The sequence below is a fragment of the Vibrio sp. QJM3NY_39 genome (assembly GCF_057785895.1).
On sequence record NZ_CM173506.1, the window covers coordinates 432183 to 458411 of the forward strand.

General features: G+C 45.0%; 22 protein-coding genes and 2 pseudogenes. 13 read left to right on the top strand and 11 right to left on the bottom strand.

The window, feature by feature from the left end; genetic code table 11:
* The first annotated feature begins 8 nt into the window (after positions 1–8).
* On the top strand, positions 9–908 hold the full coding sequence (locus tag AC3CHU_RS17880) for a DMT family transporter (protein WP_488526096.1): 900 nt from the start codon (positions 9–11) through the stop codon (positions 906–908).
* 85 nt (positions 909–993) lie between these two features.
* Here the strand turns inward: AC3CHU_RS17880 and AC3CHU_RS17885 are convergent, their stop codons facing one another.
* Entirely contained in the window at positions 994–1896 is a 903-nt protein-coding gene (locus AC3CHU_RS17885; protein WP_488526097.1) for a LysR family transcriptional regulator, read from the bottom strand.
* 188 nt (positions 1897–2084) lie between these two features.
* Here AC3CHU_RS17885 and AC3CHU_RS17890 point away from each other — a divergent pair, with 188 nt between their 5' ends.
* Entirely contained in the window at positions 2085–4157 is a 2073-nt protein-coding gene (locus tag AC3CHU_RS17890) for an alkyl/aryl-sulfatase (RefSeq protein WP_488526098.1), read from the top strand.
* Between the two features lie 126 nt (positions 4158–4283).
* On the opposite strand, the gene AC3CHU_RS17895 is transcribed toward AC3CHU_RS17890, so the two are convergent.
* Positions 4284–5198 (bottom strand): LysR family transcriptional regulator, encoded by a 915-nt coding sequence (locus AC3CHU_RS17895; RefSeq protein WP_488526099.1) that lies wholly within the window; start codon positions 5196–5198, stop codon positions 4284–4286.
* A gap of 9 nt (positions 5199–5207) precedes the next feature.
* Entirely contained in the window at positions 5208–6581 is a 1374-nt protein-coding gene (locus AC3CHU_RS17900) for an MATE family efflux transporter (RefSeq protein WP_488526100.1), read from the bottom strand.
* 328 nt (positions 6582–6909) lie between these two features.
* Between AC3CHU_RS17900 and AC3CHU_RS17905 the strand changes: the two genes are divergently transcribed.
* From AC3CHU_RS17905 to AC3CHU_RS17915, 3 genes are all read left to right on the top strand, one after another.
* Complete coding sequence (locus AC3CHU_RS17905; RefSeq protein WP_488526101.1) at positions 6910–7755, top strand: enoyl-CoA hydratase/isomerase family protein; 846 nt, start codon at positions 6910–6912, stop codon at positions 7753–7755.
* A gap of 210 nt (positions 7756–7965) precedes the next feature.
* Positions 7966–8835 (top strand): SDR family NAD(P)-dependent oxidoreductase, encoded by an 870-nt coding sequence (locus tag AC3CHU_RS17910; RefSeq protein WP_488526102.1) that lies wholly within the window; start codon positions 7966–7968, stop codon positions 8833–8835.
* Between the two features lie 203 nt (positions 8836–9038).
* Positions 9039–9914, top strand: a complete 876-nt coding sequence (locus AC3CHU_RS17915) for a radical SAM protein (protein WP_488526103.1) — start codon at positions 9039–9041, stop codon at positions 9912–9914.
* A gap of 126 nt (positions 9915–10040) precedes the next feature.
* Here AC3CHU_RS17915 and AC3CHU_RS17920 read toward each other — a convergent pair whose 3' ends face one another.
* Positions 10041–10625, bottom strand: a complete 585-nt coding sequence (locus AC3CHU_RS17920; RefSeq protein WP_488526104.1) for a TetR/AcrR family transcriptional regulator — start codon at positions 10623–10625, stop codon at positions 10041–10043.
* A 51-nt stretch (positions 10626–10676) separates the two neighbouring features.
* Here AC3CHU_RS17920 and AC3CHU_RS17925 point away from each other — a divergent pair.
* Positions 10677–11168: pseudogene (locus AC3CHU_RS17925) on the top strand (EamA family transporter); the annotation flags it as partial.
* A 76-nt stretch (positions 11169–11244) separates the two neighbouring features.
* Here AC3CHU_RS17925 and AC3CHU_RS17930 read toward each other — a convergent pair.
* The 3 genes from AC3CHU_RS17930 to ascF all read right to left on the bottom strand — a co-directional run bounded on the left by AC3CHU_RS17930 (position 11245) and on the right by ascF (position 14870).
* Positions 11245–11862: a bifunctional 4-hydroxy-2-oxoglutarate aldolase/2-dehydro-3-deoxy-phosphogluconate aldolase gene (locus tag AC3CHU_RS17930; protein WP_488526105.1), complete on the bottom strand. Its 618-nt coding sequence runs from the start codon at positions 11860–11862 to the stop codon at positions 11245–11247.
* 31 nt (positions 11863–11893) lie between these two features.
* Positions 11894–13324: a 6-phospho-beta-glucosidase gene (ascB, locus tag AC3CHU_RS17935; RefSeq protein ID WP_488526106.1), complete on the bottom strand. Its 1431-nt coding sequence runs from the start codon at positions 13322–13324 to the stop codon at positions 11894–11896.
* A 67-nt stretch (positions 13325–13391) separates the two neighbouring features.
* Entirely contained in the window at positions 13392–14870 is a 1479-nt protein-coding gene (gene ascF / locus AC3CHU_RS17940) for a PTS cellobiose/arbutin/salicin transporter subunit IIBC (protein WP_488526107.1), read from the bottom strand.
* A 242-nt stretch (positions 14871–15112) separates the two neighbouring features.
* On the opposite strand from ascF, the gene AC3CHU_RS17945 reads away from it, so the two are divergent.
* Together AC3CHU_RS17945 and edd are read left to right on the top strand one after the other, a co-directional pair.
* A complete protein-coding gene (locus tag AC3CHU_RS17945) occupies positions 15113–15634 on the top strand; it encodes a gluconokinase (RefSeq protein WP_017075726.1) in 522 nt (173 codons plus the stop codon).
* Complete coding sequence (gene edd / locus AC3CHU_RS17950) at positions 15631–17427, top strand: phosphogluconate dehydratase (RefSeq protein ID WP_488526108.1); 1797 nt, start codon at positions 15631–15633, stop codon at positions 17425–17427. The genes AC3CHU_RS17945 and edd overlap by 4 nt, the downstream gene beginning before the upstream one ends.
* 74 nt (positions 17428–17501) lie before the next feature.
* On the opposite strand, the gene AC3CHU_RS17955 is transcribed toward edd, so the two are convergent.
* From AC3CHU_RS17955 to AC3CHU_RS17965, 3 genes are all read right to left on the bottom strand, one after another.
* On the bottom strand, positions 17502–18509 hold the full coding sequence (locus AC3CHU_RS17955; protein ID WP_017075724.1) for a LacI family DNA-binding transcriptional regulator: 1008 nt from the start codon (positions 18507–18509) through the stop codon (positions 17502–17504).
* Positions 18510–18652: 143 nt separating this feature from the next.
* Entirely contained in the window at positions 18653–19354 is a 702-nt protein-coding gene (locus AC3CHU_RS17960; protein ID WP_488526109.1) for a lipoate--protein ligase family protein, read from the bottom strand.
* Between the two features lie 122 nt (positions 19355–19476).
* Positions 19477–20286 (bottom strand): DUF4393 domain-containing protein, encoded by an 810-nt coding sequence (locus tag AC3CHU_RS17965; RefSeq protein WP_488526110.1) that lies wholly within the window; start codon positions 20284–20286, stop codon positions 19477–19479.
* 89 nt (positions 20287–20375) lie between these two features.
* Between AC3CHU_RS17965 and AC3CHU_RS17970 the strand changes: the two are divergent.
* From AC3CHU_RS17970 to AC3CHU_RS17990, 5 genes and pseudogenes are all read left to right on the top strand, one after another.
* Positions 20376–20573: pseudogene (locus AC3CHU_RS17970) on the top strand (IS110 family transposase); the annotation flags it as partial.
* 136 nt (positions 20574–20709) lie between these two features.
* Positions 20710–21609: a homocysteine S-methyltransferase family protein gene (locus AC3CHU_RS17975; protein WP_488526111.1), complete on the top strand. Its 900-nt coding sequence runs from the start codon at positions 20710–20712 to the stop codon at positions 21607–21609.
* 112 nt (positions 21610–21721) lie between these two features.
* Complete coding sequence (locus AC3CHU_RS17980; protein WP_488526112.1) at positions 21722–22732, top strand: Gfo/Idh/MocA family protein; 1011 nt, start codon at positions 21722–21724, stop codon at positions 22730–22732.
* A 10-nt stretch (positions 22733–22742) separates the two neighbouring features.
* Positions 22743–24263, top strand: coding sequence for an SgrR family transcriptional regulator (locus tag AC3CHU_RS17985; protein WP_488526113.1), 1521 nt, complete (start codon positions 22743–22745; stop codon positions 24261–24263).
* Between the two features lie 185 nt (positions 24264–24448).
* The gene (locus AC3CHU_RS17990; RefSeq protein WP_265974844.1) at positions 24449–24850 is read left to right on the top strand and encodes a DUF1090 domain-containing protein; all 402 of its coding nucleotides are present in this window, start codon (positions 24449–24451) and stop codon (positions 24848–24850) included.
* A 126-nt stretch (positions 24851–24976) separates the two neighbouring features.
* On the opposite strand, the gene AC3CHU_RS17995 is transcribed toward AC3CHU_RS17990, so the two are convergent.
* Entirely contained in the window at positions 24977–26071 is a 1095-nt protein-coding gene (locus tag AC3CHU_RS17995) for an HDOD domain-containing protein (protein WP_488526114.1), read from the bottom strand.
* Positions 26072–26229 lie beyond the last annotated feature (158 nt).

The window sequence follows — 26229 nt, forward strand, 5'->3', positions numbered from 1 at the left end:
TTGAAGCTGTGAACTTTTTAAAACTAATAACTCTTGCTGCGATATGGGGTGGCTCGTTTCTTTTTATGAGAATAGCTGCGAATCCATTGGGGCCAGCAGTATTAATTGAAGCACGAGTGATGTTTGCAGCAATCACGCTACTGTTGGTGTCTTTGTATTTAAGAAAGAAATTGGCGTTCAACGATCACGCTAAACATTTCTTTATTCTTGGGTTGTTTAATACCGCTGTACCCTTTTTATTGTTCGCTTACGCTGCGCAAACACTTAACGCTTCTACCCTTGCCATTCTCAATTCAACGGCGCCAATATGGGCGGCGATCATAGGTGCTATATGGACGAAAACCGCACTTGAAAGCAGAGTATTACTCGGGTTAGGTATTGGTGTGGCTGGCGTTGGTGTGTTGGTGGGTTGGGATGCGATGAACATTGGCCAAGAGGCAATTGTTCCTATTTTGGCTGCTATGATGGCCGCGTTTAGTTATGGGATAGCGTCTAATTACACAAAACAGGCGCCAAAAGTTGAGGCGTTCAATAATGCTCATGGCAGCATGTGGGCTGCCGTATTGATCGTGTTGCCGTTCGTCTTTTTCTTCCCGATGAGAGAAGCGCCAGACTTGACGATTACAACATCCGTCATACTATTAGGGGCTGTTTGTACGGGTCTCGCTTACTTGCTTTACTTCAACCTTGTTTCAGAATTAGGTGCGCCTTCGGCTCTGTCTGTCACCTTCTTGATTCCGGTATTTGGTATCTTGTGGGGCAACCTGTTCTTAGACGAAGCGATTGGTCTTAACACCATTTTCGGATCGGTTCTTGTTATTACCGGCACCATGTTAGTGACCGGTATGACGCCTTCTAAAATGATAGAAAGTGCAAAACAGAAACGTGCAGCGAGAGCCGCACGCTAATCAGTAATCATAAACCCGTAACGCTTCAACAATGCATGTTTGAACCGCTATAAAAGCCAGTCGACCACAGATAATTTATCCACGGTTAGTCAGCCATGTATTGTTGAATCCTGTTTCTCAACCACTGATGAGCGGGGTTCGACTCTGTTCTTTTATGCCAAATCATATATTGTTGCATCGGAAGCACCTCAAATGGCTGTTCAAGTACTTGAAGTTGGAATCGCTCCGCAAATTGATAGGCAAAGTCACGAGAAGTACTGCCGACACAGTCAGAGCCAGAAACCAACACACACATCATCATTAATGAATCACACTCAGAGCTCACTTTTCTCGGTTTGATAGCCTGCTTAGTAAAATAGTCAGCAGTGTATAGGCGAGAACGACGCATTCTAAAAGTAACGTGCTTTTCATCGTAATATTGTGCTTCTGTTACTGAACCATCAATTCTTGGGTGCCCCTTGCGAGCGATCAACACCAACCTATCCTCAATCACTTTCTGATTCATGTATCCATTAACTTGCGGGTAGTGGATATCGATAGCTAAATCGGCTTGCTGCATACTTAAGCTTTGAAGAAGATCCTCCTCATTACTCGGTACCATATTGAACTCAATAGAGATATTTCCAAGAGTATTGTCTTTTTCCACAAGAGGTTGAAGCTTGGTCAAACCGATCTCATTAACCAGAATTCGAAACACATGATGTTGTTGATTATCAAACTGTTGCAATGAACTTACAGCACTAGAAATACCGTCTAACGCAGGTTCGATTCTAAGAGCTAATTGCGTTGCAGCATTCGTCGGACTGATCCCTCGCCCTTCACGAATAAAAAGATCAGTATCAAGCTGAGATTGGAGTCGCTTCAAAGCTCCACTTACCCCGGGTTGAGTCATACCAAGCGATTCTGATGCAAGCGTGATCGACTTTAATCGATACACTTCTAAGAACACGCTCAATAGATTTAAATCCAACGTTTCCACGTCGCTCACCGTTACTCTCCCTGTCAATGTGGTCTTAATCAATCATAGGTCAGGATTCGTCTTCGTTCCCCAACCATTGCATGACTCAATACATAGCCAATCGTGATGTATTAAATAAAGCTTACTTTATTTTTTACTATATGTCTTATTCCTATAATCGCCTCAACGAAACAAAATTCTGAAATGAAGAGGCTCTTATGACAACTTCTCGCACGTTCAAAAATGCATCACTATTCCTAGCTATCTCGCTGGCATTCCCTGCGATTGCAGCTAACCATGACCACGCACACTTCAGCGAAATTGGCGACCAAGGTGGCAAAAGCGCAACCGAGATGACCACTAAAGCAAACCAAGAGTTCGCAAAAACACTTAACTTTGCCGACACTCGCGCTTTCGACAATAACAATAAAGGTCTTGTTGCTAGCTTTGATCAAGAGACGGGTGACATCATTCGTAATAGCTTTAACTTCATCGATCCAAGTGTAACGAATGCAGACCAAGCACCAGATTCGGTAAACCCTTCACTGTGGCGCCAAGCGGTATTGAACCAAGCGGCGGAAGGTTTATATGAAGTTGTTCCGGGTAAAGTTTACCAAGTTCGAGGCGCGGATTTAGCGTCTATCTCTTTCATTCGTAGTGACAACGGTTGGATCGCCTACGACGTTCTTCTTACCAAAGAATCAGCCGCCAAATCACTCGAATTCTTCAAGAACAATGTGCCTGATGGCGGTGAACTGCCAGTCGTTGCAATGATTTACTCTCACTCGCACGCTGATCACTTTGGTGGCGCAAGAGCAATCAAAGACGCGTACCCAGATGTAAAAGTGTACGGTTCGAAAAACATCACCAAAGAAATCGTAGATGAAAACGTGCTGGTGGGTAATGCCATGTCTCGTCGTACCGCATATCAATACGGCGCGACGTTGAACCGACATGAACACGGTATTGTTGATGCCGCGTTATCTAAAGGATTATCGACGGGTAGCATTACTTACGTACTGCCTGACTACGAGCTGAACCATAACGAAGAAATTGAAACGCTGGTGATTGACGGCCTAGAAATGCAATTCATGGACGCTTCGGGCACAGAAGCGGCATCAGAAATGGTGACGTATATTCCAAGCATGAAAGCACTTTGGACAGGTGAACTGACCTACCAAGGCATGCACAACCTGTACACGCTGCGCGGTGCAAAAGTACGTGATGGTTTGAAGTGGTCTAAAAAAATCAACGAGATGCTCGTCACTTGGGGTGAAGAAACTGACGTGTTATTCGCCTCTCACTCGGCACCAGTTTGGGGTGAACAAGAGATTTCTGATTACCTAAAAATGCAGCGTGATGCTTACGGCTTTACTCACAACCAAACGCTTCGCTTAGCGAATAACGGCGTGGTTCTACAAGACATCGGTGACGAAATTTACAAGGTAATGCCAGACAGCATTCAACAATCTTGGCACACCAATGGTTACCATGGTACCTACTCTCACAACGCTCGCGCTGTGTACAACATGTATCTTGGCTACTTCGACATGAACCCGGCTAACCTAAACCCATTACCAATCGAGCCAGAATCGGTGAAATTTGTTGAGTACATGGGCGGCAGCGATGCTGTGATAGAAAAAGCACAGCAAGATTACCAAGAAGGCGAATATCGCTTCGTTGCAACAGCTCTGAATAAGGTTATTCAAGCAGAACCAGAGAACAAAGTTGCACGCGGCTTATTGGCAGATACTTACGAGCAACTGGGCTACCAATCAGAAGGCGCAGGTTGGAGAAACATCTACCTAACGGGTGCTCAAGAACTGCGTATCGGCACACAACCGGGCGCACCAAAAACGGCTTCTCCGGATGTATTGGCAAACATGACCATCGAAAACTTACTGGATTACTTAGCAGTAAAAGTAGATTCATTGAAAGCGCAAAACACGCCATTTACATTGAATATTCAGCTACCTGATGTGAAAGAGTTCTACTACGTTGAGATGTCTAACGGTAATCTGAACAACATTCAAGTATCAGAACTGCAAGACGCAGAGACCACACTGATCATCAACAAATCAGATGTGTCTGACATCGTACTTAAGAAAACGACACTCAATAAACTGATAGAAGCAGGTCAAGCCGGTGTGAAAGGCGACAAGTCGTCTCTTAACAAACTGTTGTCTTCTCTAACTGAAGCTGACACCTCGTTTGAGATTGTACCGCGCCCGAATAAAGGCGAAGAAGTTGATGCTGAGCTATACCAAGATTCAGCTGTTCACGCTCATTAAACGCCCGTTACACTAAATCGATAAAAACAACAGCAGTTAGCTAGAAAAAACGTTCTATAAAGAACCTAAAACAAGCCCCAACCTTTGGTCGGGGCTTTCTTGTTTATTGTGTCGTAATGGGATGGTTTATTGCGTTTGACGGTTCGCTTCACAGTCCCAATAAGATGGCGAACCATAATACTGAACGAAGTAATCGATAAAGACACGCACCTTCGGCGCAAGCAATTGAGCACTCGGGTATACCGCCCAAATCGCAGCCGCATCTTTCAACGGGTAATCCCGCAGCACCTCAACCAGTTTTCCTTCAGCAAGCTGCCTATAAGCAATCCAAGTCGCGCACATTGCAATACCTAAACCATCAACACACACATCCCTAACGGCTTCACCCTGATCAACGCGAATCGCGCCTTTCTTCTTGATGGTCACATCACCTTCTGGTGTATCGAACGTCCAACCTTCCAGGCCAGTTTGGTTAATACATTGGTGTTGCTTAAGATCTTCCGGTGTTTTCGGATAGCCATGATCTGCCAGATATTCTGGCGACGCACACAAAATACGTTTATCAGTAGAGAGCTTACGAGCGATCAGACTAGAGTTTTGAAGCTCGGCATTACGAATTGCTACATCAAAGCCGCCATCAACCAAATCGACGATTGAATCACTCAGTGAAATATCGACCGACAAATCAGGATACTTATCTAAGAAGCCTTTCAAAGCAGGCATAACATGCATTCGACCAAACGATGACGGAGCAGATATTCGTAAAACACCTTTTGGCAGTTCGTTACCCGTTCCGACCGACGCGACACCCGCCTCCACACTCAACAAAATTTGTTTAGCGTGAGGAAGAAATGCCATGCCCTCTTCAGTAAGAGACACCTTTCTCGTGGTGCGATGCACAAGACGAGCACCAAGGCTCTCTTCCAGCTTGCCAATATGAATACTGGCAACCGGAGGCGACAACCCCAGCTCTTGTCCGGCTTGGCTGATATTGTGCGTAGACGCGAGTCGCACAAACAATTTTAGATGTTCAATATTCATCAATATTTATTAGCCTGCGCTGAGTGCACACTGCTTATTGGCTGCAGCGGCACGAGGAATAATGTGAGTTTTAATATAGGCATTAAGCTTAAACCATGCAAAAGCGCCTACTAAAACATTGGCGACTGTCGCAGCAATAACCGCATTGATCATGTCTCCGGTTATAGAGCCGATCCATAAAGCGGGAATGTAGAAAACAAACAAACGTAGGAAAGAGACATTCAACGCTTTACGAGGCACACCCAAGGCGTTAAACACCGAGGCCACCAACATGCAAAGCCCCAGTGGCCCATAGCTGAATGGTATGAACAACAAGGTCACTTCAAACCAACTTCGAATGCTCTGCTCTTCTGAAACAATAGGAATAATCCAGCCACTAAAAAGCGCTAACAGTGCTGCCATCACGGTGTGAAAAACCAATAAGAACTTCGCTGTTGTATTCAATAGTTCAGGGATTTTGCATCGCTGCTGCACCCCCAGGTAACGACCAATCATAGGTGGAATAGACATGGTTAGAGCAAGAGAAAACACCAACATAAAACTTTCAACACGGGCTAGTAAACTCCAAAAAGCCATCTCATCGGTTCCGATTCTCGCAATCAAAAGCATTGAAAAGAATGCGCTGACCGCAGGTAATATCTGATTCGCAGTGGTTGGCATTACCGTCTTGAATAACTCAAAACTGTAGCCTTTAATTTGGTTACGGCACGCGCCATTGAAGCCAAACCAACCTTTGCCGCGAGACTTGATTAACATGTAAATGGCACCAAATGCGTAGCCAATGCTCGATGCGATCGCTGCTCCTGCAATGCCCATATCCAATCCAAAGATCAGAATAGGGTCGAGAATTAGGTTGATCACGCTGGCAGCCAAGAACATGCTGCCGGTTGTTTTGGTATCGCCATTAGCACGATAAACGCAGGTTGCCAGATAAAGCACCGCAACCATCAATGCACTGAACAGCCACAGTGGCCAGTACACATTAAAAATCGACAGCATGGATTGATATTGAGCGTCAGAGACATCGTTCACAAACGACGCAAAAACAGAATCGCTAAAAACAATCAGCCCTAAGCAGACCAAAGCAATCACCAAGACACCAAATCCGACAGACAGCGTGGCAATTGAAGTAGATTTGCGTTGCTCTTTTGCCCCTACCGCTTGAGAAATGATGGACGTTGCCGCCACACCTATGCCCACTTGAACACCGGTAAACGCCGCCTGAAATGGCAAAGTGATACCGTGTACCGCCAACTCATTCACACCAAGCTGACCGATAAAGATCGAATCGACCAATTGCACCATCATGATCGCAAACACACCCAGCGTCAGTGGCAGTGTTTTCTCAATAATGGTTTTCAAAGTCGCGGATCTGATCTGCATAGGTCGGTTCACTCTTGTCTGTACTTCGGGCACTAATTACCCAGTTGAGCAGTATACGAAGCTAAATAAAAAGGATAAGAGCACCAAACAAGGAATGAGTTTTTAGATTTCATTGACAATCGAATTGGCAAGGTACTTCCAACGACAAGATCACCCGCTAACATACTGAATAAATTGCAGTTATCAAACACACCAACACTCTTAACAATTCGTTAATAGTGTTTCGTTTAATGGTTAATTGTTGGTTCGAACATTCCTCGCTAGCCTGAATTTAGGTCGCATTCACACTGAATAGGCTGAAATGAAATCTCTCAGAAGGAATATGGAAATGGCATATCAAGGTTATACAACGTTTAAAGCTCAAGCCGAGGATGGGATTCTTACCGTCACTTTTGACTTCGGTACTGTGAATGTTCAAGGGCAAGAGATGCTTGCCGACCTCAATGGTTTAGCAATGAGACTAGAGCGCGATCGTGATATCAAGGTCGTTGTATTTCAGTCAGCAAACCCTGAAATTTGGGTCTGTCACTACGACACCAATTTATTAAAAGACATGTCGACAGAAGCCGTTTCTCGTGAAGATGCGAAGTTACTCGACCTGCAAGTGGTGCTAGAAAGAATCAGCAAACTGCCACAAGCCACCATTGCCAAGCTTGAAGGCTTCGCTCGAGGTGGAGGCCACGAATTTGCACTGGCATGTGACATGAGATTCGCAGCTCGTGGTAAATACAAATTCATGCAAATGGAAGTCGGCATGGGCATCCTTCCTTGCGGTGGCGGTGCATCACGTATGGCACGTCAGGTCGGCTTAGGTCGCGCACTCGAAATTGTCTTAAGTGCACGAGACTTTGATGCTGACGAAGCCGAAGCATACGGCACCATCAACAAGGTATTAGAACCGGATGAAATTGGCGAATACGTCGATACTCTTGCCAAACGAATTTCAAAATTCCCAGCAGAATCGATCAACGCATGTAAGAAAGCGGTGTACGAATCTATCGATAAACCCATCGACGAAGCTCTCAAAGCGGAGGCCTACTGGTTGTACCAAGCCACCAGCAAAACCCCTGCGGTTAAGCGCTTCCAAATTGCCGATGAGCAAGGCCTTGAGCACGATATGGAAAACCAACGTAACTGGGAAACTCTGGTTATGAACGTTCAAGACATCAAATAATTCGTTCACTGCTCTTAATTTGGGTCAGCCACAAACTGACCCATTGTCTTACTTAATCGTTAAACGCTAGCTGTTAACCACCAAGTGTTAAAATGGTCATTATTTGCCCCATAGACTCACATTTGAGTCTTCATCCTGTGAGCCAAATGCAACTATGTGTCATTAATCTCTGTTATAACGTTGTTCAAACTATTTTTTGAAGGACCAAAAATGCAAAAAATAATTCTGATCACAGGAGCCACAGATGGCATCGGTTTAGAGACCGCAAAAGCGCTGACTCAGCAAGGGCACCACGTTCTCATCCATGGCCGAAACTCAGCTAAGGTCAATAAAGTAGTGACCGCTCTGTCTCGCCTGTCTAAGAATGCCATCATCGAAAGCTACATCGCAGATCTATCAACGCTCTCTGAAGTTGAGGCGCTCGCCACCCAAATCAAAAGCGATCACAAGCGACTCGATATACTCATCAACAACGCTGGCGTCTACAAGGTGTCGGACGTCACTACTCCAGATAATCTTGACGTGCGTTTTGTGGTGAACACCATTGCGCCCTATCTTCTGACACAGAAGCTGCTCTCTCTTTTTGATGCGACAGGTCGTATCGTGAACCTATCTTCAGCAGCTCAAGCATCCGTAGATTTAGACGCACTAACCAGCCCAAATGCTGGCGAACTGGATGGTCCGGTTTACGCACAAAGTAAGTTAGCACTGACGATGTGGTCTATCGAATTAGCCAATTCTCTATCAACTAGCCAGAGAAGCTCCCAAGCAAATAACCAAACAAGCTCCGGATCAAAAAATGGCCCCGCCGTTATCCCTGTAAACCCAGCCTCTTTCCTCGGCAGCAAGTTAGTGAAAGATGCTTATGGCGTTGACGGCAATGATCTGGCGATTGGTGCCGATATTCTTTGTCGCGCAGCACTCAGTGAAGAGTTTGCCAACGCTTCCGGTAAATATTTTGATAATGATTCTGGGTTATTCAAAGCCCCTCATGCCGATGCATTGGATCCTGCCAAAACCCGACAACTGGTGACTGTGCTTGACCAGTTATTCGAAGAAAAGTTGTGCGTCGCGCACTGATCATTAATTAGTAAAAACGACTACTAACACTTCCCCAACAATCCAAGCCGCAGTTCTATCTATCTAGACGAAGAACTGCGCGCTCATTCGATTATTAAAATTTCTTTAATACTGATTCCCTGCTTTGCCCAATTATCACTCAAGATGCAGATTGTTAGACTTGTCCTCGTCGAAACAATACAGGCTAAGGCCGAGGAGCATTTATGCGTTTTGAAGGCAAAGTTTATCGCCCTTGGATGGAAGCAGAGAGCGTACTCATCCAAACAACATTGGGATGCAGCAATAACCAATGTACCTTCTGCACGATGTTTGATGATAAGCGTTTCAAAGTAAGAGACATCAAAGACATCTTTGAAGATATTGATGCGGCGAGAAAGATCTATCCGTATGTAGAGTCTATCTTTTTAGTCGATGGTAACGTGATGGCAATCCGAACCGAGATGCTGATTTCGATTCTGGATTACATCAAAATCACCTTCCCAGAGATCAAGAATATTTCTTTGTATTCAGGGTTCAACGACTTCCGTCGTAAGAGCTTATCGGAACTGAAAGAGATCAAATCGGCAGGTTTAAGCATGGCGTATTCAGGCTTGGAGTCAGGTGACCCTATTATTCTGGATCGTATTCAAAAACGCATGACACGTGAGCACGCAATTGAAGGCATGAACCTAGCGCGTGAAGCCGACATTAAAGTACTGGCTTCGTTTATCTTTGGTCTTGGTGGTCGTGAACGTTCAAAAGAACATGCGATTAATACCACCAGCTTGCTGAACATCATGCAGCCAGATGCGATTGCACCGATGGCTTTGGCGGTTCAACCGGGCTCAGTATTAGAGAAAGAAGTGCAGCGCGGCGAATTTGTATTACCAACACCATTGCAGATTCTAGAAGAAGAGAAGTACTTGCTCGAAAACCTAGAGGACTTCGATTGTTACTATTGGGGCGACCACGGGAACAATATCTCGCCAATGCGTGGCATGCTCCCTCAAGCGCGCAAGCCATTTCTTGATAAGATCAATCAAGACATCGCGCATAACCCGATCACCAAACAGAATGTGATCAAGACTTTTGCTTGGTAACCGCTCGATTTAACTCGTAACGAACAAACGTAAACAAACTAAACGACAGGCGTTGCCACTCCATATTATGGAATAATCAAAGTACAGCAGCGCCTAACGTATCTCTTACTTTTCAGACTCACAGCCCTAAGCCAAAGCTGCTAACAATAAGTCAGTACTCGCTTCAACGTGTGCTTCAATCTCTTGTTCTATTGGTGCAGGCATTCCCATCAACACACCATTTCTGATACTCATCACCATACCAAGCCACAGATTTATCTTGGTTTTCGGCTCTGCAATATAGAATCGGTCATTGAAAAACTGCGCCAACACTCGGTCGATATCATCAGGGCCAATATCCATAAAACGACGGACTAATTCGGGTGACTTACTGCCCTCTGCGATTAGCAGCTTGAAGGTCGCGATGTGTTCACTAGAAAGATGGAACTCGACAAAGTCTTTTGCGAAACCCACCAATGCTTGTCGAGTATCTTCTTGTTGTAAATGCATTACCAACTTCTCATCCGTTTGGCTACCCATTTGTCTCAACGTCGCTTCAAACAACACATCCTTAGACGAGAAGTAACGATAGAGCGTTTGCTTAATCATTTTCGCTTCGCTGGCAACTCTATCCATGCTGGTCTGCATATAGCCTTCTGCTAAGAATATATCTTTCGCCGCTTTCAAAATCTCGAGTCGCTTCTTTTCTTTGTTCTGCTCAATTTTGCTCATTACTTCATACACCTCAAAGCAGAAGTAAGAAACACACGAACCTTCGGCTTCACCCTCGCAATTGCGGGCGCCGTGATGATTGGTATTACGATCGTCGTTTCGAGTTCATTTTCTTCAGGTAATTGGATAGGTGATGCTTTAGCGGTATTCGCAGTAATCTGTTTATCGATGATGTTTACCTTGCTACGCAAATATCAAGATGTCAGCCGATTGGCGAGTGTTGGCTTCGGTGGCTTGTTATTGGCGATAGTGATGTTCTTCTTTGTTACACCATCGAGCTATAGCATTGAAACGTGGTTAATAATGGGGATGATAGGCTTGTTTACCGCTCCGGTGGGTCGTGTGCTTTCCATGGTTGCCACTCGCCATATCATCGCACTAGAAGTATCAATGACTTTGATGTTGGAAACTGTGTTAGCTCCGGTATGGGCGTTTATCTTCTTCACCGAGATCCCGCCAACGACCCTCATTATCGGTGGTGTGGTGATCCTAATTACGATCTTCATCTACACCTTAGTGACCATGAAGAGCCAAGAGAAATAAAGAGCTAAGTGAAAACAAATAAAAAGGCCAGTATCAGCTGGCCCTTTCATTTTTATCTATGTCGCTCTCTATCGAACTATCTTGAGCCGATCGCTCTAACTAATTTAGCAATTCCATCCCAATCACCCTTGTCCATTTTGTCTGTCGGTACCATCCAAGTACCGCCACAGGCAACGACTGATTTCAGCGCTAAGTAAGACTCTACGTTCGTTGGGCTTACGCCGCCTGTAGGCATAAAGTTAACCGGGTAAACAGCCGTCAACGCTTTCAACATAACAACACCGCCAGATGGCTCCGCAGGGAAGAACTTCAGTGTCTTAAGTCCCATATCCATTGCTTGCTCAACCAAGCTTGGGTTGTTCACGCCAGGGACAATCACAATCCCTCTTTGTTGACAGTACTTTACCGTTATCGGATTCAGTCCTGGGCTAACAATGAAATCAACACCCGCATCAATCGCCGTATCCACTTGCTCTGTCGTTAACACAGTACCAGCACCAAGCAATAACTCAGGGTACGCTTCACGCATCAAACGAATAGACTCTGCTGCCGCTTCAGTGCGAAACGTCACTTCAGCACAAGGCAAACCATTTTCAACCAGTACTTTCGCAAGTGGTACAGCCTGAGCAACGTCATTAATGGCGATCACCGGAACGATGCGAATATTTCTGAGTCGCTGTTCAATTGTTTTCATTATTCATTTCTCTCATTATCAAACAAACAAGTTAAGCCAAGTCGCTGCCGTTGCTTGCGATCACTTTTTTGTACCAATGGAATGACTTCTTAGGAATACGATTTAACGTACCATTGCCTAGGTTGTCTCTGTCCACATAGATAAAACCATAGCGCTTGCTCATTTCTCCGGTCGATGCCGCGACAAGATCGATACAACCCCAAGGCGTGTAGCCCATCAATGGAACACCGTCTTCCATTGCTTCATGCATCGCAACAATATGCTGACGAAGATAATCGATACGATAGTCATCGTTCACTTCACCATTGTCATCTAAAGTGTCACGGGCCCCTAAGCCATTTTCTACCAAGAAAAGTGGTTTCTGGTATCGGTCATAGAGTGTGTTCATCGTGATTCGAAGACCTGTAGGGTCAATTACCCAGCCCCAATCACTTGCTGGAAGGTGAGGGTTTTTGATGGACTTAACAACGTTCGCCGCGCTGGTATTACCCGCATTCATATCGGCAGAAGCACAACGAGAAGCGTAGTAACTGAATGAGATAAAATCGACGGTATTCTTCAGAATCTCGAAATCTTCTTCTTGCGTTTCAAGCACGACACCTTTGTTATCAAATACCTTTTGAGCATAAGATGGGTAGTAACCACGAGATTGAACATCGATAAAGAACAAGTTCTCACGGTCTTTTTCCATCGCCATGAGTACGTCTTCAGGTTTGCAAGAGTATGGGTAGAAGTTACCACCCGCTAACATACAACCCACTTGGTTCCGCTGGTCCACTTCATGGGCAATTTTAGTCACTAAAGCACTCGCCACTAGCTCATGGTGAGCTGCTTGGTATTTCACTTGATCGTGATTTTCACCTTCTTGGAACAACAATCCAGCGCCTGAAAACGGGCTCGCCAGTAAAATATTGATTTCGTTGAAGGTTAGCCAGTATTTCACCAAGCCTTTGTAGTTCTCGAAACAGGTTCTCGCGTAACGACTAAAGAACTCGATCATCTTGCGATTACGCCATGAGCCATATTCGTTCACCAAGTGCATCGGCACATCGAAATGGCACAAGGTAACCAGCGGCTCAATATCGTACTTCTTACACTCTTCGAAAACATCACGGTAAAAATCTAAACCGGCTTGGTTCGGCTCTAGCTCATCACCTTTTGGAAATATTCGGCTCCATGCAATCGATATACGGAAGACTTTGAACCCCATCTCTGCCAGTAAGGCGATGTCTTCTTTGTAACGGTGATAAAAATCTATTGCGTTGTGGCTTGGGTAAAACTCATCTTCGCTAAGGGTGACCTTATCAACCTGGCCAAGTTTAATTGGCATACGGTTCTCACCGTAGGGAATCATATCTACCGTTGTTAGGCCTTTGCCACCGGCCAAGTGAGCACCTTCAGATTGGTTGGCAGCGATGGCGCCGCCCCATAAGAAATCTTCAGGAAATTGAATGTTTGACATTGAATACCTCGGAAACAATAAAAGTCACCTCACGATGAAGTGAGGTGACTAAATAAATTAATATTAATTAGGAAGCAGACGCCACGGTGACCTTCTCTTCTGCCTTACCAGCTTCTTTCTTTGCTGGCTCTGAATTTGCGTTTTCATCGGTCTCATCTTCTGGAATATCTTCAAAGCCTAAAACTAGAGTTAGAACAAATGACAGCACAATGGACAATGCGATCAGACCGAATACCCAAACGATACTCATAGGATCATTCACATCAAAGAACTGTACGCTCGTAAACAGGCTTGGTGCCGCCATCGAGTGACTCGCAAGACCACCCATTCCCGCCAATGCTCCCACAATAAAACCAGTAATCATTGTCGCGATCAACGGGCGTTTTAGACGAACAAGCACGCCGTACAATGCTGGCTCAGAGATACCGGCAAAGATAGCCGATGCACCCGCTGCTAACGATGTTTGTTTTAGAGCGCTGTTTTTTGTTTTATAAGCAACAGCAAGACAAGCACCACCCATACCAAGATTGGCACCGATTTCTGAAGGCATAACCATACCTTCACGACCAGTCTCAGCAATAGTTTGAATAATCGTTGGAGTAAACACACGGTGCATGCCAGTCAATACAAGTAGTGGCCATAATGCCCCCATGATAGCGACGGACAACCAACCTAACGTCTCATGAATTGTGTAAACAAGCGCTGAAAGTGCAGTACCGACCCAAATACCAAATGGACCGATAAGTACAATCGCAATCGGAGCAGCGATCAGTACAATCAACATAGGCTTGAGGAAGTTTTTGGTCACGGCTGGAGTAATGCTATCTACCCAACGCTCTATATAAGAAAGCGCCCAAGTCATCACGAGTACAGGAATAACCGTGTAGGTGTATTTTACTGACGTGATTGGAATGCCGAAGAAATCAACGTGCTTGCCTTCTGCAGCTTGCGCCATCAATTCCATAAAATTGGGGTGAATTAAGACGCCTGCAATCGCAATAGACAGCGACATGTTGGTCTTAAATTTGATTGATGCAGAAGCTGCAACCATAACGGGTAGGAAGAAGAATGCACCATCACCAATTGCTTTCAGGATAAGCAACGTTGGGGCATTAGGTTCAACCCAACCCAGCATCTCAAGTACCATGGCGAGCAACTTGACCATTGAAGCGCCAATGATTGCGGGGATAAGAGGAGACATGGTACCAACCAATGCGTCCAACATTTTCGCGCCAATCGCTTTAGCCGTTAGCTTCTCTTTTTTAGTTGGAACCTCTGGCTCAGAATCTGAAGATAACTCACAAATAGCCATCACTTCTTTGTATGCATACGATACCTCGTTGCCAATTATAACCTGTACTTTGTCGCCATTATCAACAACACCCATCACACCTTTCAGTGTTTTTAGCTTGCTGATGTCGACGCCATCTTGGCTGTGTAAAACGAATCGTAGTCGAGTCATACAGTGTGTTAGCGCAGCGACATTTGCCTTGCCCCCAAGATGCTCAACAACAGATTTCGCAATTGTGCGGTAATCGTTGGCCATGTTATCCCCCAAAGCTCTTTCTAGTGATATTTAAACGCGAAATATAGTGAGATGCGACCATGTTTGAGTCAATTCGCCGCAAAAAACAATCGCAGAGGCTGCGGATTGTTGTTTTGTGTTCTTCATCACACTTTCTTAAGTTACCGGTAACATGTTACCGATAACACTTATAAGATAAAGCCATATTTACAAGCGATGTTCAAAATTGAGATCACGCGCAAATTTGTTAAGAGGATTGAGTTATGGCTGGTAGTAGTGTCATCGTCATGGGAGTCAGTGCTTGCGGGAAAAGCACAGTAGGCGAGCATTTAGCAAAAAAACTTGGACGTAAGTTTATTGATGGTGACGATCTTCATCCTCGATTAAACATTCAAAAAATGGCGTCTGGCCAACCTCTTAATGATGATGATCGCATTCCATGGCTAGAACGAATTCGTGATGCGGCTTACAGCTTAGAAAATAAAAACGAGCACGGTATTATTGTGTGTTCTGCATTGAAGAAAAAATACCGCGACCAAATTCGTGAAGGAAATAACAACATTACTTTTCTATTTCTCGATGGTGATATTGACCTGATTTTGCAGCGCATGCGTCAGCGCCAAGGTCATTTCATGAAAGAGAACATGATTAAAAGCCAGTTTGAAACACTAGAAAGGCCAGACAATGAACCGAATACTGTAGTGATTAATATTGACGGCGATATAGATAAGGTCGTTGATTGTGCTGCCATTGTTCTTTCGATGACAAATGAGGCAGTTGTATGACCCACCCGATTATCCAAGCGGTTACTCAAAGGCTGCTAGATCGAAGCCAAACTACTCGTAAAGAATTTCTAAACAGAACCCAACATCAAGCCTCTGCGGGCAAAGGTGGGAAAGGGCTCTCTTGCGGTAACTTGGCCCATGCCGTTGCTGCATCTTGCTCTGATGAAAAACGATCGATTCTTGATCTCACCAAGTCTAATGTCGCGTTAATCAGCTCTTACAACGATATGTTAAGTGCCCACCAGCCATATCAACACTATCCTGATCAGATAAAAAAGGCGTTAGCTAAGTTCGGCCATACCTCTCAAGTAGCGGGTTGTGTCCCTGCAATGTGTGATGGTGTAACTCAGGGGCAACCAGGTATGGATATGTCTTTGTTTTCAAGGGACTTGATTGCTCAATCAACAGCACTATCACTTAGTCATAACGTATTTGATTCGACCCTGTTACTTGGAATTTGTGACAAGATAGCGCCAGGACAACTCATGGGCGCGCTCTCTTTTGCACACCTGCCCACCGCATTCGTTCCTGCGGGCTTAATGGCAACAGGCATCAGCAATGATGAGAAAGTACACGTTCGCCAAGAACATGCAGCAGGTAAAGTCGGAAAGAGTGCCTTATTGGAAATGGAGTGCAATGCTTACCATTCTGCTGGAACATGCACTTTTTACGGCACGGCAAATACCAATCAGCTCGTGTTTGAAGCAATGGGGCTCATGCTGCCAGGCTCAGCATTTATTCATCCTGACTCTCAATTGCGAGCGTCACTGACTCAATATACCGCCATTGAAATCGCTTCAATGACACCAAATTCAGCAAACTTCCGACCGCTATCTGACGTCTTTACAGAAAAAAGTCTCATCAACGGCATCGTTGCCTTACTCGCATCGGGCGGAAGCACGAACCACAGTATTCATATGGTCGCAGTCGCCCGCGCAGCAGGATTTATTCTGACTTGGCAAGACATCAGCGATCTATCCGATGTGGTCCCTTTACTTGCTAGAGTCTATCCAAACGGACCTGCCGACATGAACGCGTTCCAAGCGGCGGGAGGTGTTCCTGCACTATTACGTCGATTAGACCAAACGAATTTACTGCACCGCGATGTCTTACCTATTTTTGGATCATTTGAAGATCAAATGAGCATTCCAGAGCTTGAAAATGGAAAGTTAACGTGGAAAAAATGCGAACAGTCAGCAGACTCAGAGGTAATTGCAGGTCCAGATCACGTCTTTCAAACGACAGGTGGAACAAGAGTCCTTTCTGGGAATCTTGGTAACGCGGTAATTAAAGTGTCAGCGGTTGCAGAGGAGCAGCGTGTGATAGAAGCACCTGCGGTAGTTTTTGATTGCCAACATAAGGTAGAAGCCGCGTATCAAAGAGGCGAACTCAACAAAGATTGCATTGTCGTAGTGATAAACAATGGCCCCGCAGCAAACGGGATGCCAGAGCTACACATGCTGATGCCTATTCTTGGCAACATCCAAAAGCAAGGTTTTAAAGTGGCCTTGGTTACCGATGGCCGCCTATCCGGAGCTTCTGGGAAAATCCCATCCGCGATTCATGTATCGCCAGAGGCTATTCGAGGCGGATCTATAGGGCTGGTTCGTGAAGGGGATATCCTGCGCTTAGATTGCACGAGTGGCGAACTCAATAACCTCAACGACGTGCAATCTCGCCAAGCGAAGGTGTTTGGGACAGAGGCCAACCAACAAACCATGGGGCGCAACCTATTTAGCGTTATGCGCCAAAGCGTTTCGAGTGCAGAGCAAGGTGCGAGTTTTATCGTTTAACTGTGTTATCGCTTAGATGCAAAAAACAAAAGGGGCATCATTTCGATGCCCCTTTCAGTATCCACCATACTTGGCTAAACGCTTTCGCCATCAGTGATGCGATAACCCATATCCACTATCGTTTCCGTTACTGGCTCGCCTTTCAATCGAGCAAGAAGAAGCTCAGCGCTTTTCCTGCCTATCTCATAACGAGGTGTATCAACACTGGTCAGTTTTGGTCGTATGGTTTGACCAATATCTAAGGCGTTATAACCAACGACTGCTAGCTGTTTAGGCACTTCAATTCCACGTTGCTGTGCAATAAGCAAAGTACCAATCGCGATGTCATCATTGGTGCAGAATACACCATCGAGATCTGGGTAATCAGAAAGAGCGCGATCGAGAAGGTCTTCTGCCAAAGAGAAGTTTGAGTGCTGCTCGGTCAACACATGTTTAGGCTCTAATCCAGCCTCGTGCATCGCTTTATCATAGCCTTCTAAACGAAGCTTAGTTCGCGCATCAAGTCGAGCACCGAAGTAAGCAATAGAGCGCTTTCCTGCTTCGATCATTCGCTTCACGACATGGTAAGAAGCATCAATATGGTCCAAGCCAACAACCATGTCGATCGGATTTGTCGGTAGCTCCATCGTTTCAACAACAGAAACACCTGAATTCTTTATCATCTGTAGCGTGCGAGGCGTATGGTGACTTTCCGTTAAGATCAGCCCATCAACTTGATAAGAAAGCAACGAGGCAATTTTTTCCTCTTCTTCTGTTGCATCATAGCTAAAGTGGGCAAGTAACGTCTCATAGCCGTTCTCTCTGGTAACCGTTTCAATACCTTGAACAAACGCCGCAAAAATTTGGTTTGATAGCGATGGAAGTAAGATACCAATCGCTTTGCTCGACGATTTGGAAAGCATCGCTGGCGCTTTGTTTTCGATGTATCCCATCTCTTCAATAACCGCAGCAATTTTCACGCGAGTTTTGGCGGCAACTGAATCGGGGTTGCGCATGTAACGAGAGACGGTCATCTTAGTGACGCCTACTTTATCTGCCACATCTTGAAGTGTGGTTCGAGTTTTCTTCTGTTGTTCTGTCATAACTATTTGAACTCTTTATTATGTTACAAGTAACATTATAAAGTTCTCACTCCCTCAAGTTCAACCCATTCGTTCTCATCAACACACAATATTGAAATACTTTTCCCCTTTGCTGGTTCATAAGACGTAAGCGACGCAGAGCATTACGCGTATTTGATGAAAGCTTGGCTTAACTGCTGAAAAAGTGAATCTACGTTGGGCAGGGGCGTCACATGAGCAGACAACGGAGTATGAACCTGCGCATCCACCACGGTTGGGTTATCGCAAATTTGATTATAAAAATTTACGGGCGCAACGATGTTTTCTAAGTCGACGTCTAACAAGATACAGGCTTGTGAAAGCACAATTTGGCCGCCTCCTCGTTTCAACAAAACACGCTGAGCAGTACCCACTATTTTTTGTTTATTGATATTGAGGTTGTACTCACCATCACAATAAGAACCGGGGGTTGCGTGTACATCTACATCGATGTCCAGTTCTTTAAAAAACTGGGTTAAGACATCGCATAAATGTCGATACGCTTTTGGGATGTTGTAGGCTTCATCACGAGGCCAATGGTAAATGTGCGATAGGTTAATGATCCCCGGCAGTTGAGGAACGGGAGCGCCACCTGTTTTACGCGAGGTAAGTTGCCAACCTTGTGCCGCGAGTTGCTTTCTAGACTCTACGGTCACTGGCCACTTTTTACCCGCAGGCAAAACGAGTGTCGGCGTTTTTGCTTGCCAAAGCATTAAGGCTTGTCCAATCTCGCCAGCCTGTATCTGCTGCAATAATTCAGCTTCTTTTTCAAACGCACGATCAACATCAATGTGCGGGTAACGTACGAGTTTATTCACTAACTTCAATGCACTTTCCCTCTACAGATTGTGGTGACCTAACATTTAACGTTCTGAAATGGTTGATTATAGATTGGACTATGTGGAATGGAAACAACACCAAAAGTTAGTTATTGGCGCCATAGTGTTTGTTATGTTTTATTTCGCACACATGATTCAATGAACTTCAAACCCAAAGAAGTAAATTGCAATTTATCTTCCTGCATGATGGTCAACTCTAATTGCCCGCTAAGTTTGTCTTCAAATATCGTACTAAAGCTATCTTCCAGCGAGTGGGATGATTTAGTTTGAACTTCAAGTAGCTGAAGACGTAAAAGGTTATCAAATGCAGTACCAAAATCTAAATTTGGAATTAACTCAGAGTGCTCTTCAATGAATTTTTCCTTTATTTGCGAACTTTTAATATCTGAACCAAAAGACCAACCACCTTCTACTGTATGTCTTTCATTATACTGACTGACCGATGGGTAGTTAGGTAACTCACATAAAGCACCTAGAAGTGTCGCTTCTAAAGGTAAAAGTTGACTAATTATTTGTACAAATGATGGATGGACCGACTCTTGTGTTTCACAGTCCATAGCATTTGCTAGTAGATTTGCGTACATTTCTCGAAGTGTTTCTTCACTACCAGAAAACTTCAACGACTCGAGTGTTGGACCTGCAATAATAGTTGGAGGGGTTACGATATTTTCTACTGGCACATTTTTCAACTTTGAAGACAATTTTGTATTAACAAAATCCTCTAGTTGCTCCATACCCCATACTACCCCTCTCAGAGGCATAAGAGCTGCATTGACTGTCCTGCCAACTGTCTCGAGTGCTTTACCCGTTTGCTTTGCTAAAGGCTGCACTGCATCCTGATAAATAGGTACTTTCTCAACCAGCCCTGAGACCGCATTTATTGTTCCGTCAATAGAATTACCCGAATTTTCACCACTCATACTTCCTCCTAAAACATAACGAATGACATGGATTTCCCCTGCCGAGGATCTGCCACACTTATGTGGTACTTAAATGCATCGGAGGCACCATGTCTGATTATTCTTATTTCTGCGGTATCGACCTAGCTAAAAACCACTTCAGTCTTCATGCCGTGGACCAAAATGGTAAGGTCCTGCTTCATAAGTCAGTAACCCGCTCTAAACTACTGACTACAATAGCAAATATGCCACTCGTGCGTATAGATATTGATGCGTGTGGTGGTGCACATTATTGGCAAAGAGCGATCTAAAATATGCCGTGGCTATATCCAAAACTGTCCAACACCATTTCTCGATAACACAGGCTCTTGATGGCTTCTGTCTGACAAGGTTGTCTGATATGGTGACGGCAGAACTTCAGCAATTGTTTAGATAGTATTGAATATGAAAACACTAACCATACTTGATGGCGGCATGGGCCGAGAACTCAAAGAAATTGGCGCGCCATTTTCTCAACCGCTTTGGAGTGCTCAAGCGCTGATTGAAGCACCCGAATTTGTCAGCCAAGCGCATCAAAACTTTGTCGATGCAGGTGCTGAAATCCTGATCACCAATAGCTACGCGTGTGTGCCTTTTCACTTGGGTGAAGAGCTGTTCAAACAACGAGGCTTTGAACTCGCCGCACTGTCTGGTGAGCTGGCTAAAGCAGTTGCTGACAATGCTTCTCACACCGTGAAAGTAGCGGGCGCGATTCCACCGCCATTTGGCAGCTACCGACCAGATTTGTTCAAGGTGGAAGAAGCAGCGCCAATCATCCAAACGCTTTACGATGCACAAGATCCAAATATCGACCTTTGGATAGCAGAAACCATCTGTAGCCTGCAAGAATTCGAATCCATTCATTCGGTACTCAAGCAATCAAGCAAACCTTGTTACTACGCATTCAGTTTGGAAGACACCAAGGGCGATTGTGCCAATATTCGTTCTGGCGAGAGCGTAACAGACGCCATCAAACTTGCCTGCCAATCGAACGCGAAAGGCATTATGTTTAACTGTTCAGTGCCTGAAGTGATGGATCAAGCCATTATCGATGCTAAGAAAATGATCGATGAGCTAAGTAGTAGCTTAGAAATTGGGGTATATGCCAACAACTTTGCACCTATCAGCAGAGAACATGAAGCGAATGACATGTTTCAAGAAATGCGTGAGCTGGATGGCCAAGGTTACTTAGCTTACGCCAAGCGCTGGCATGCTCTTGGCGCGAATATTATCGGTGGCTGTTGTGGCATCGGGCCAAAACACATTCAAGCCCTAGCCGATTGGAAACGCTCCATACAGAGCTGATCCAGAGCTTCAACTAGAATAAAATAAATAGAGAACAGGTTGAGAAATCTGTTCTCTATTTGTATGTGGCGTCTCTGAGTACACTGATACAAAACACGATTTGGAGCAACTGATGAGCGACACGCAACGAAAAATTAAATGGGGCATCGCAGGGCTAGGCAATATCGCCAATCGATTCGCAACAGCTGTAACAGAGCACTGTCTGCATGGTGAACTTTATGCGGTTGCCGCAAGAGACCATAAACGCGCAGCCACGTTCGCCAACAAGTTTGGTTGCGACAAGGCTTATGGCTCTTATGAAGAAATGGCGCATGACCCAAATGTTGAAGCGGTTTACATCGCCACCGTTCACCCATACCACCAGCCACTCGCTGAACTGTTTCTAAAGAACAATAAGCACGTATTGGTTGAGAAGCCGGCTTTTACCAATCTTGCTGACTGGCTTAAGATGAAAGCCCTCGCGAAACAAAATGGCGTGATGCTGTTAGAAGCGATGAAAACCGTGGTGTTTCCCGCGTATCGTGAGCTCCAATCATTCTTGGTCGACAACAACATTCAGATAGATTCCATAGAAGCCAGCTTTGGTAACCATCACGACTATGAGCCCGATTTGTTTATCTTCAATCCGGTTTTGTCAGGCGGAGCAACGCTCGATGTTGGGGTCTATGGGCTTTGGTTCTTCTACGATCTGTGCCGCACTCTGGGAGTGAATCCTTCAAAACCTCAGGTAGAGATGTCATGTCTGTATGAGGGGGCGAATGTTGATACCGATGCGTGCTTTACATTCTCTGGCGATATAAACGGTAAGATATCGGCATCAACAGTGCAAAACCTTCCCCGATCAGCACACTTGACTGGGCCCGACACTAAGATCACCATTCACGAAAAATGGTGGAATCCGGCCTTTATTGAGATTGAGCATCAAGGGCAGAAGTCGACCATCAACAACCGAGTTATGGGCAATGGGTTCGAATTTGAAATCGACCATTTTTCAAATTTGGTGCTTCAAGGCAAAACTGAATCGGATATCCTAAGCTCAGAGGTAACCTCTCAAGTGCTCGATACGATGGAGAAAGCACTCATTGACTCTGGCTATAAACATTTAACTCAACCTCGTCGTTAGGAAAAGCAAATTGGGCAACCTTAAGCGCAAGCTTGAACTGTATGAAAAGATATTTCAGGCTTTTGGGCCTGGCGTATCACATTGTCAGGTCAACCAACTGGCCACACTGCTGCGCGTGAGTGAACGTCACGTTCAAACCTTACTCAAAGCGATGACAGCACAAGGCTGGATTGAGTGGCACGCCAGCTCAGGCCGCAGCAAGAAGGCACAACTCACGTGTCTGGTTGAGCCCATTGAGGCGTGTTACCAATACGCAAAAACCCAAGCTGACGCAGGCAACATCGAACAGGTGTTTAGCACCTTGAGCTTCAATGGCCGCAATGCTGGCGCTGAGTTACAAGCCTTTCTAAGCAACACCAATCCATCGGCGCAGAATATCGCGTATATCCCATTTCACCGAGAACTCGAAGCGCTTCACCCTCAACGAGTACTTAGACGCACCGAACGTTTCTTAGTGATGCAAGTTTGCCAACGCCTAACCTCAGTTCAACACGGTCAACTCAGCGGCGATTTAGCGTATCATTGGCAACCTAATCAAGATGCTACACAGTGGCACTTTCAAATTCGCAATGGCGTTCAGTTCCATAACGGTCGAACACTCGAACCTCAAGACATAGCACGCAACCTTAACTCGCTAATTCAAAGCAAAATATGGCGTCGCTGTTATCAGCATATTGATGAGGTCTCTGTCTCGACTGGTAATGTGGTTGTCGTGAAATTGAATCAACCTGATTGGCACTTACCACGCCTACTTGCCAGAGTTGAAGCCTCCATATTTGATCACTCATCACCGACTGAAAGGCTGATTGGATCTGGCGCGTTCTCATTAGACATATTCTCGAGCAAGATGTTGAGATTGAGCCGCAATAGCGCGTATTCACACAGTACACCCATTCTCAATCGAGTCGAATTGTGGGTCTATCCAGAATGGGCACAGAGCAAAGCTTGCGCTCAAAATCAGGTGTGCGTGAAACTGCCCGAGAAAACGATCACCGTGCGTGGCGATGACCATTCTTCTCAACCGGATTTCGGCTCAACGTTTTTCCAAATTCAGAACCCAACATTGTCGAAAACCGTTCGTGAATTCACCGTTGAAGACACCTCTGAATGCCAAACTCTTTTCGAGCAATTATCAGTATCCGGCGACAGCAAAACCAGCGTGGAATATGGACACTACCTACCTAACTACCTAACTACCAAAGACGTCGCGCTATGCAGCATTATTGAGGAGAACGACACCTTCACTTCGTGGTTAAGCTTTTTCATTCGCTTTCCGTTTGAGGACTTAGCTCTGCCTGCTGAGATGCTAGAGACAATCGAACAAGGCTTAGCCTCAATAAGAAACCAGCCAAACTTTGAATTAGCAGCGAACGCACTGTTGAAGCTTCGGGATTGGTTGAATGACTCTGAGGTTGTGGTTGAGCTCAAGCAAGAGGTGTTCAATTTACAAGTTTCTGAAAAGATAAACGGCGCGCAAGTAAATGGCTTCGGTTGGTGCGAACTCGATCAGTTGTGGATTAGCCACTTCTAAGTAAGACCTGAAAGAAATCACTAGGCACAAAGACTTATCTTTAACATTCAGCTGCCAATAGCGTCATTATCAGGTGCTAAAGTAATATAGACATGAGGCTAAGCTAAATTAGTCTCAACCAAGGTAAGCTTGAGAACAGTAAAAAAATAAGCTCAAGCTAAATAGACCCAGTGAGAAGGTAAATCATGACTCGACACCTAAAAGGCTCAATACTGTTTCTTTGCGCATTTTCGTTTAACAGCGTAGCTGCTAGCACTCAATGCGACGCGCTAACGGGCTGTGAGAAGAAGTTCTGTGAGATCGAATATCAGATAAAGAAAGCGGAACAGTACGACAATCAGTACAAAGTAGAGCGATTAACCACGGCGTTGAAAGCGGCGAAAGAGAACTGCACCAATGAAGGTTTGAAGGATGATCTGCGTGAGAAGATTGAATCAAATGAGCAAGATTTGACTGAATACCAAGCAGACCTAGAAGAAGCCAAAAGAGATGACAGAGCGGATAAGATTCGAAAGTATGAAGGTAAGATCGAAAAAGAACTGCGTAAAATCGATAAATTGAAGCAAGAACTGACTGAGATCCCTTAATCGAAGCTAGATACAGAAATGGCCTTACTGCTTTACTGCTTTACTGCTTTACTGCTTAGTAAGACCATTTAGAAAATACCGCTTTATGGCAGCCTCAAGAACCAATCTAGCCAACGCCAGTCGTTATTATCCCACCAGCGCCAATTCAGACTCTTTATAGATACGGTTGGCCACTTTGTATGCCGCAGGCAACGTTAGGGTCTCTTTGCATCTGCGCTTAAACTGCTCAACTTCAATCGTTTGTTCTTCTAGTAAATAGTACAGCTCACTCAGGTAGTTAGCTTCAAAAACAGCTTGACCAAGTGGCGTGCATTCGTATCGGCTCGACTCTTGATAACCAATCACCGTCAGCACAGATTCTGGCAACTCCCAGAACTTAGCAATGGTGTAAGTCAGGCGAATAGAGTAGCTGTTCATCAAACGCTTCAATGCCAATGAGTTGGGTGGAACAGAAGGATCAACATGCTTGAAGGCTTCGACCATCATTTGGAAAATGATCATCTTGCCTAAGTTGCGAATCAACCCAACAAAGTACGCCGCCGCTTGATCTTCTTGGGATGAAGAGTCTTTCATCAACTCCTTAGAAAAAGACGCGGTTTGAACGCTGTGGTTCCAAATTTTCTCACCAAAATGACGCCAGTAAATATTGTTGCCCGGCGTGAAGTTCTTCATATAACTATTCACAACCCCTTCAACAAGTCCTTGAGAACCCATATTTAGGAATGCTGTTTTTAGGTCGGTTACCTGTTTTTCACTGCGTTTGTAGAAAGCACTGTTAGCCAGTTTAATTACATCGGCAGCCATACTCGGCTCTCGCTCAATCACTTTTAGCAATGCATCTACATCAAATTCGTCACTCTGTAATTCTGCCATTAATGTGGTCACAGAGGCTGGCATCACTGGCAATTCATTGAGTAAGGCTTTTGGAGAGCGAATCAAACGTTCGATCTGACAAGCAACAAAATCACTAAATGGGTCTGACTCTGTTCGCAGGCGAGACTCTCCAAACAAGTAATCAAGGAACTCACCATCGTGAAGGCTAAGCGTCTTATCGACGATTAATGATGATGGTTGAGCTGACGACGGCGGAACAAAGGTTGAAGACTGAACGGAATCAATAGCAACGGTTTGTTGTTGCTCTTTTGGGACAGGCTCTGCAGAGGGTTTGTTTTTTGGATCAACAAAAGATGAGAATAATGCCTGCAATACCCTTTTAAACATCAATACGGCTCCTAGATGAATACAACATAGATAGGGATATATAACGGCGGTGATTATCGCACAGACAACTCATAAACCATACAGTGATAATTGAATCATTAACTATTCAACTGTATAGGATCTGTTACTTAACAGCCTGCGAGACTAGGCCTCCTGTA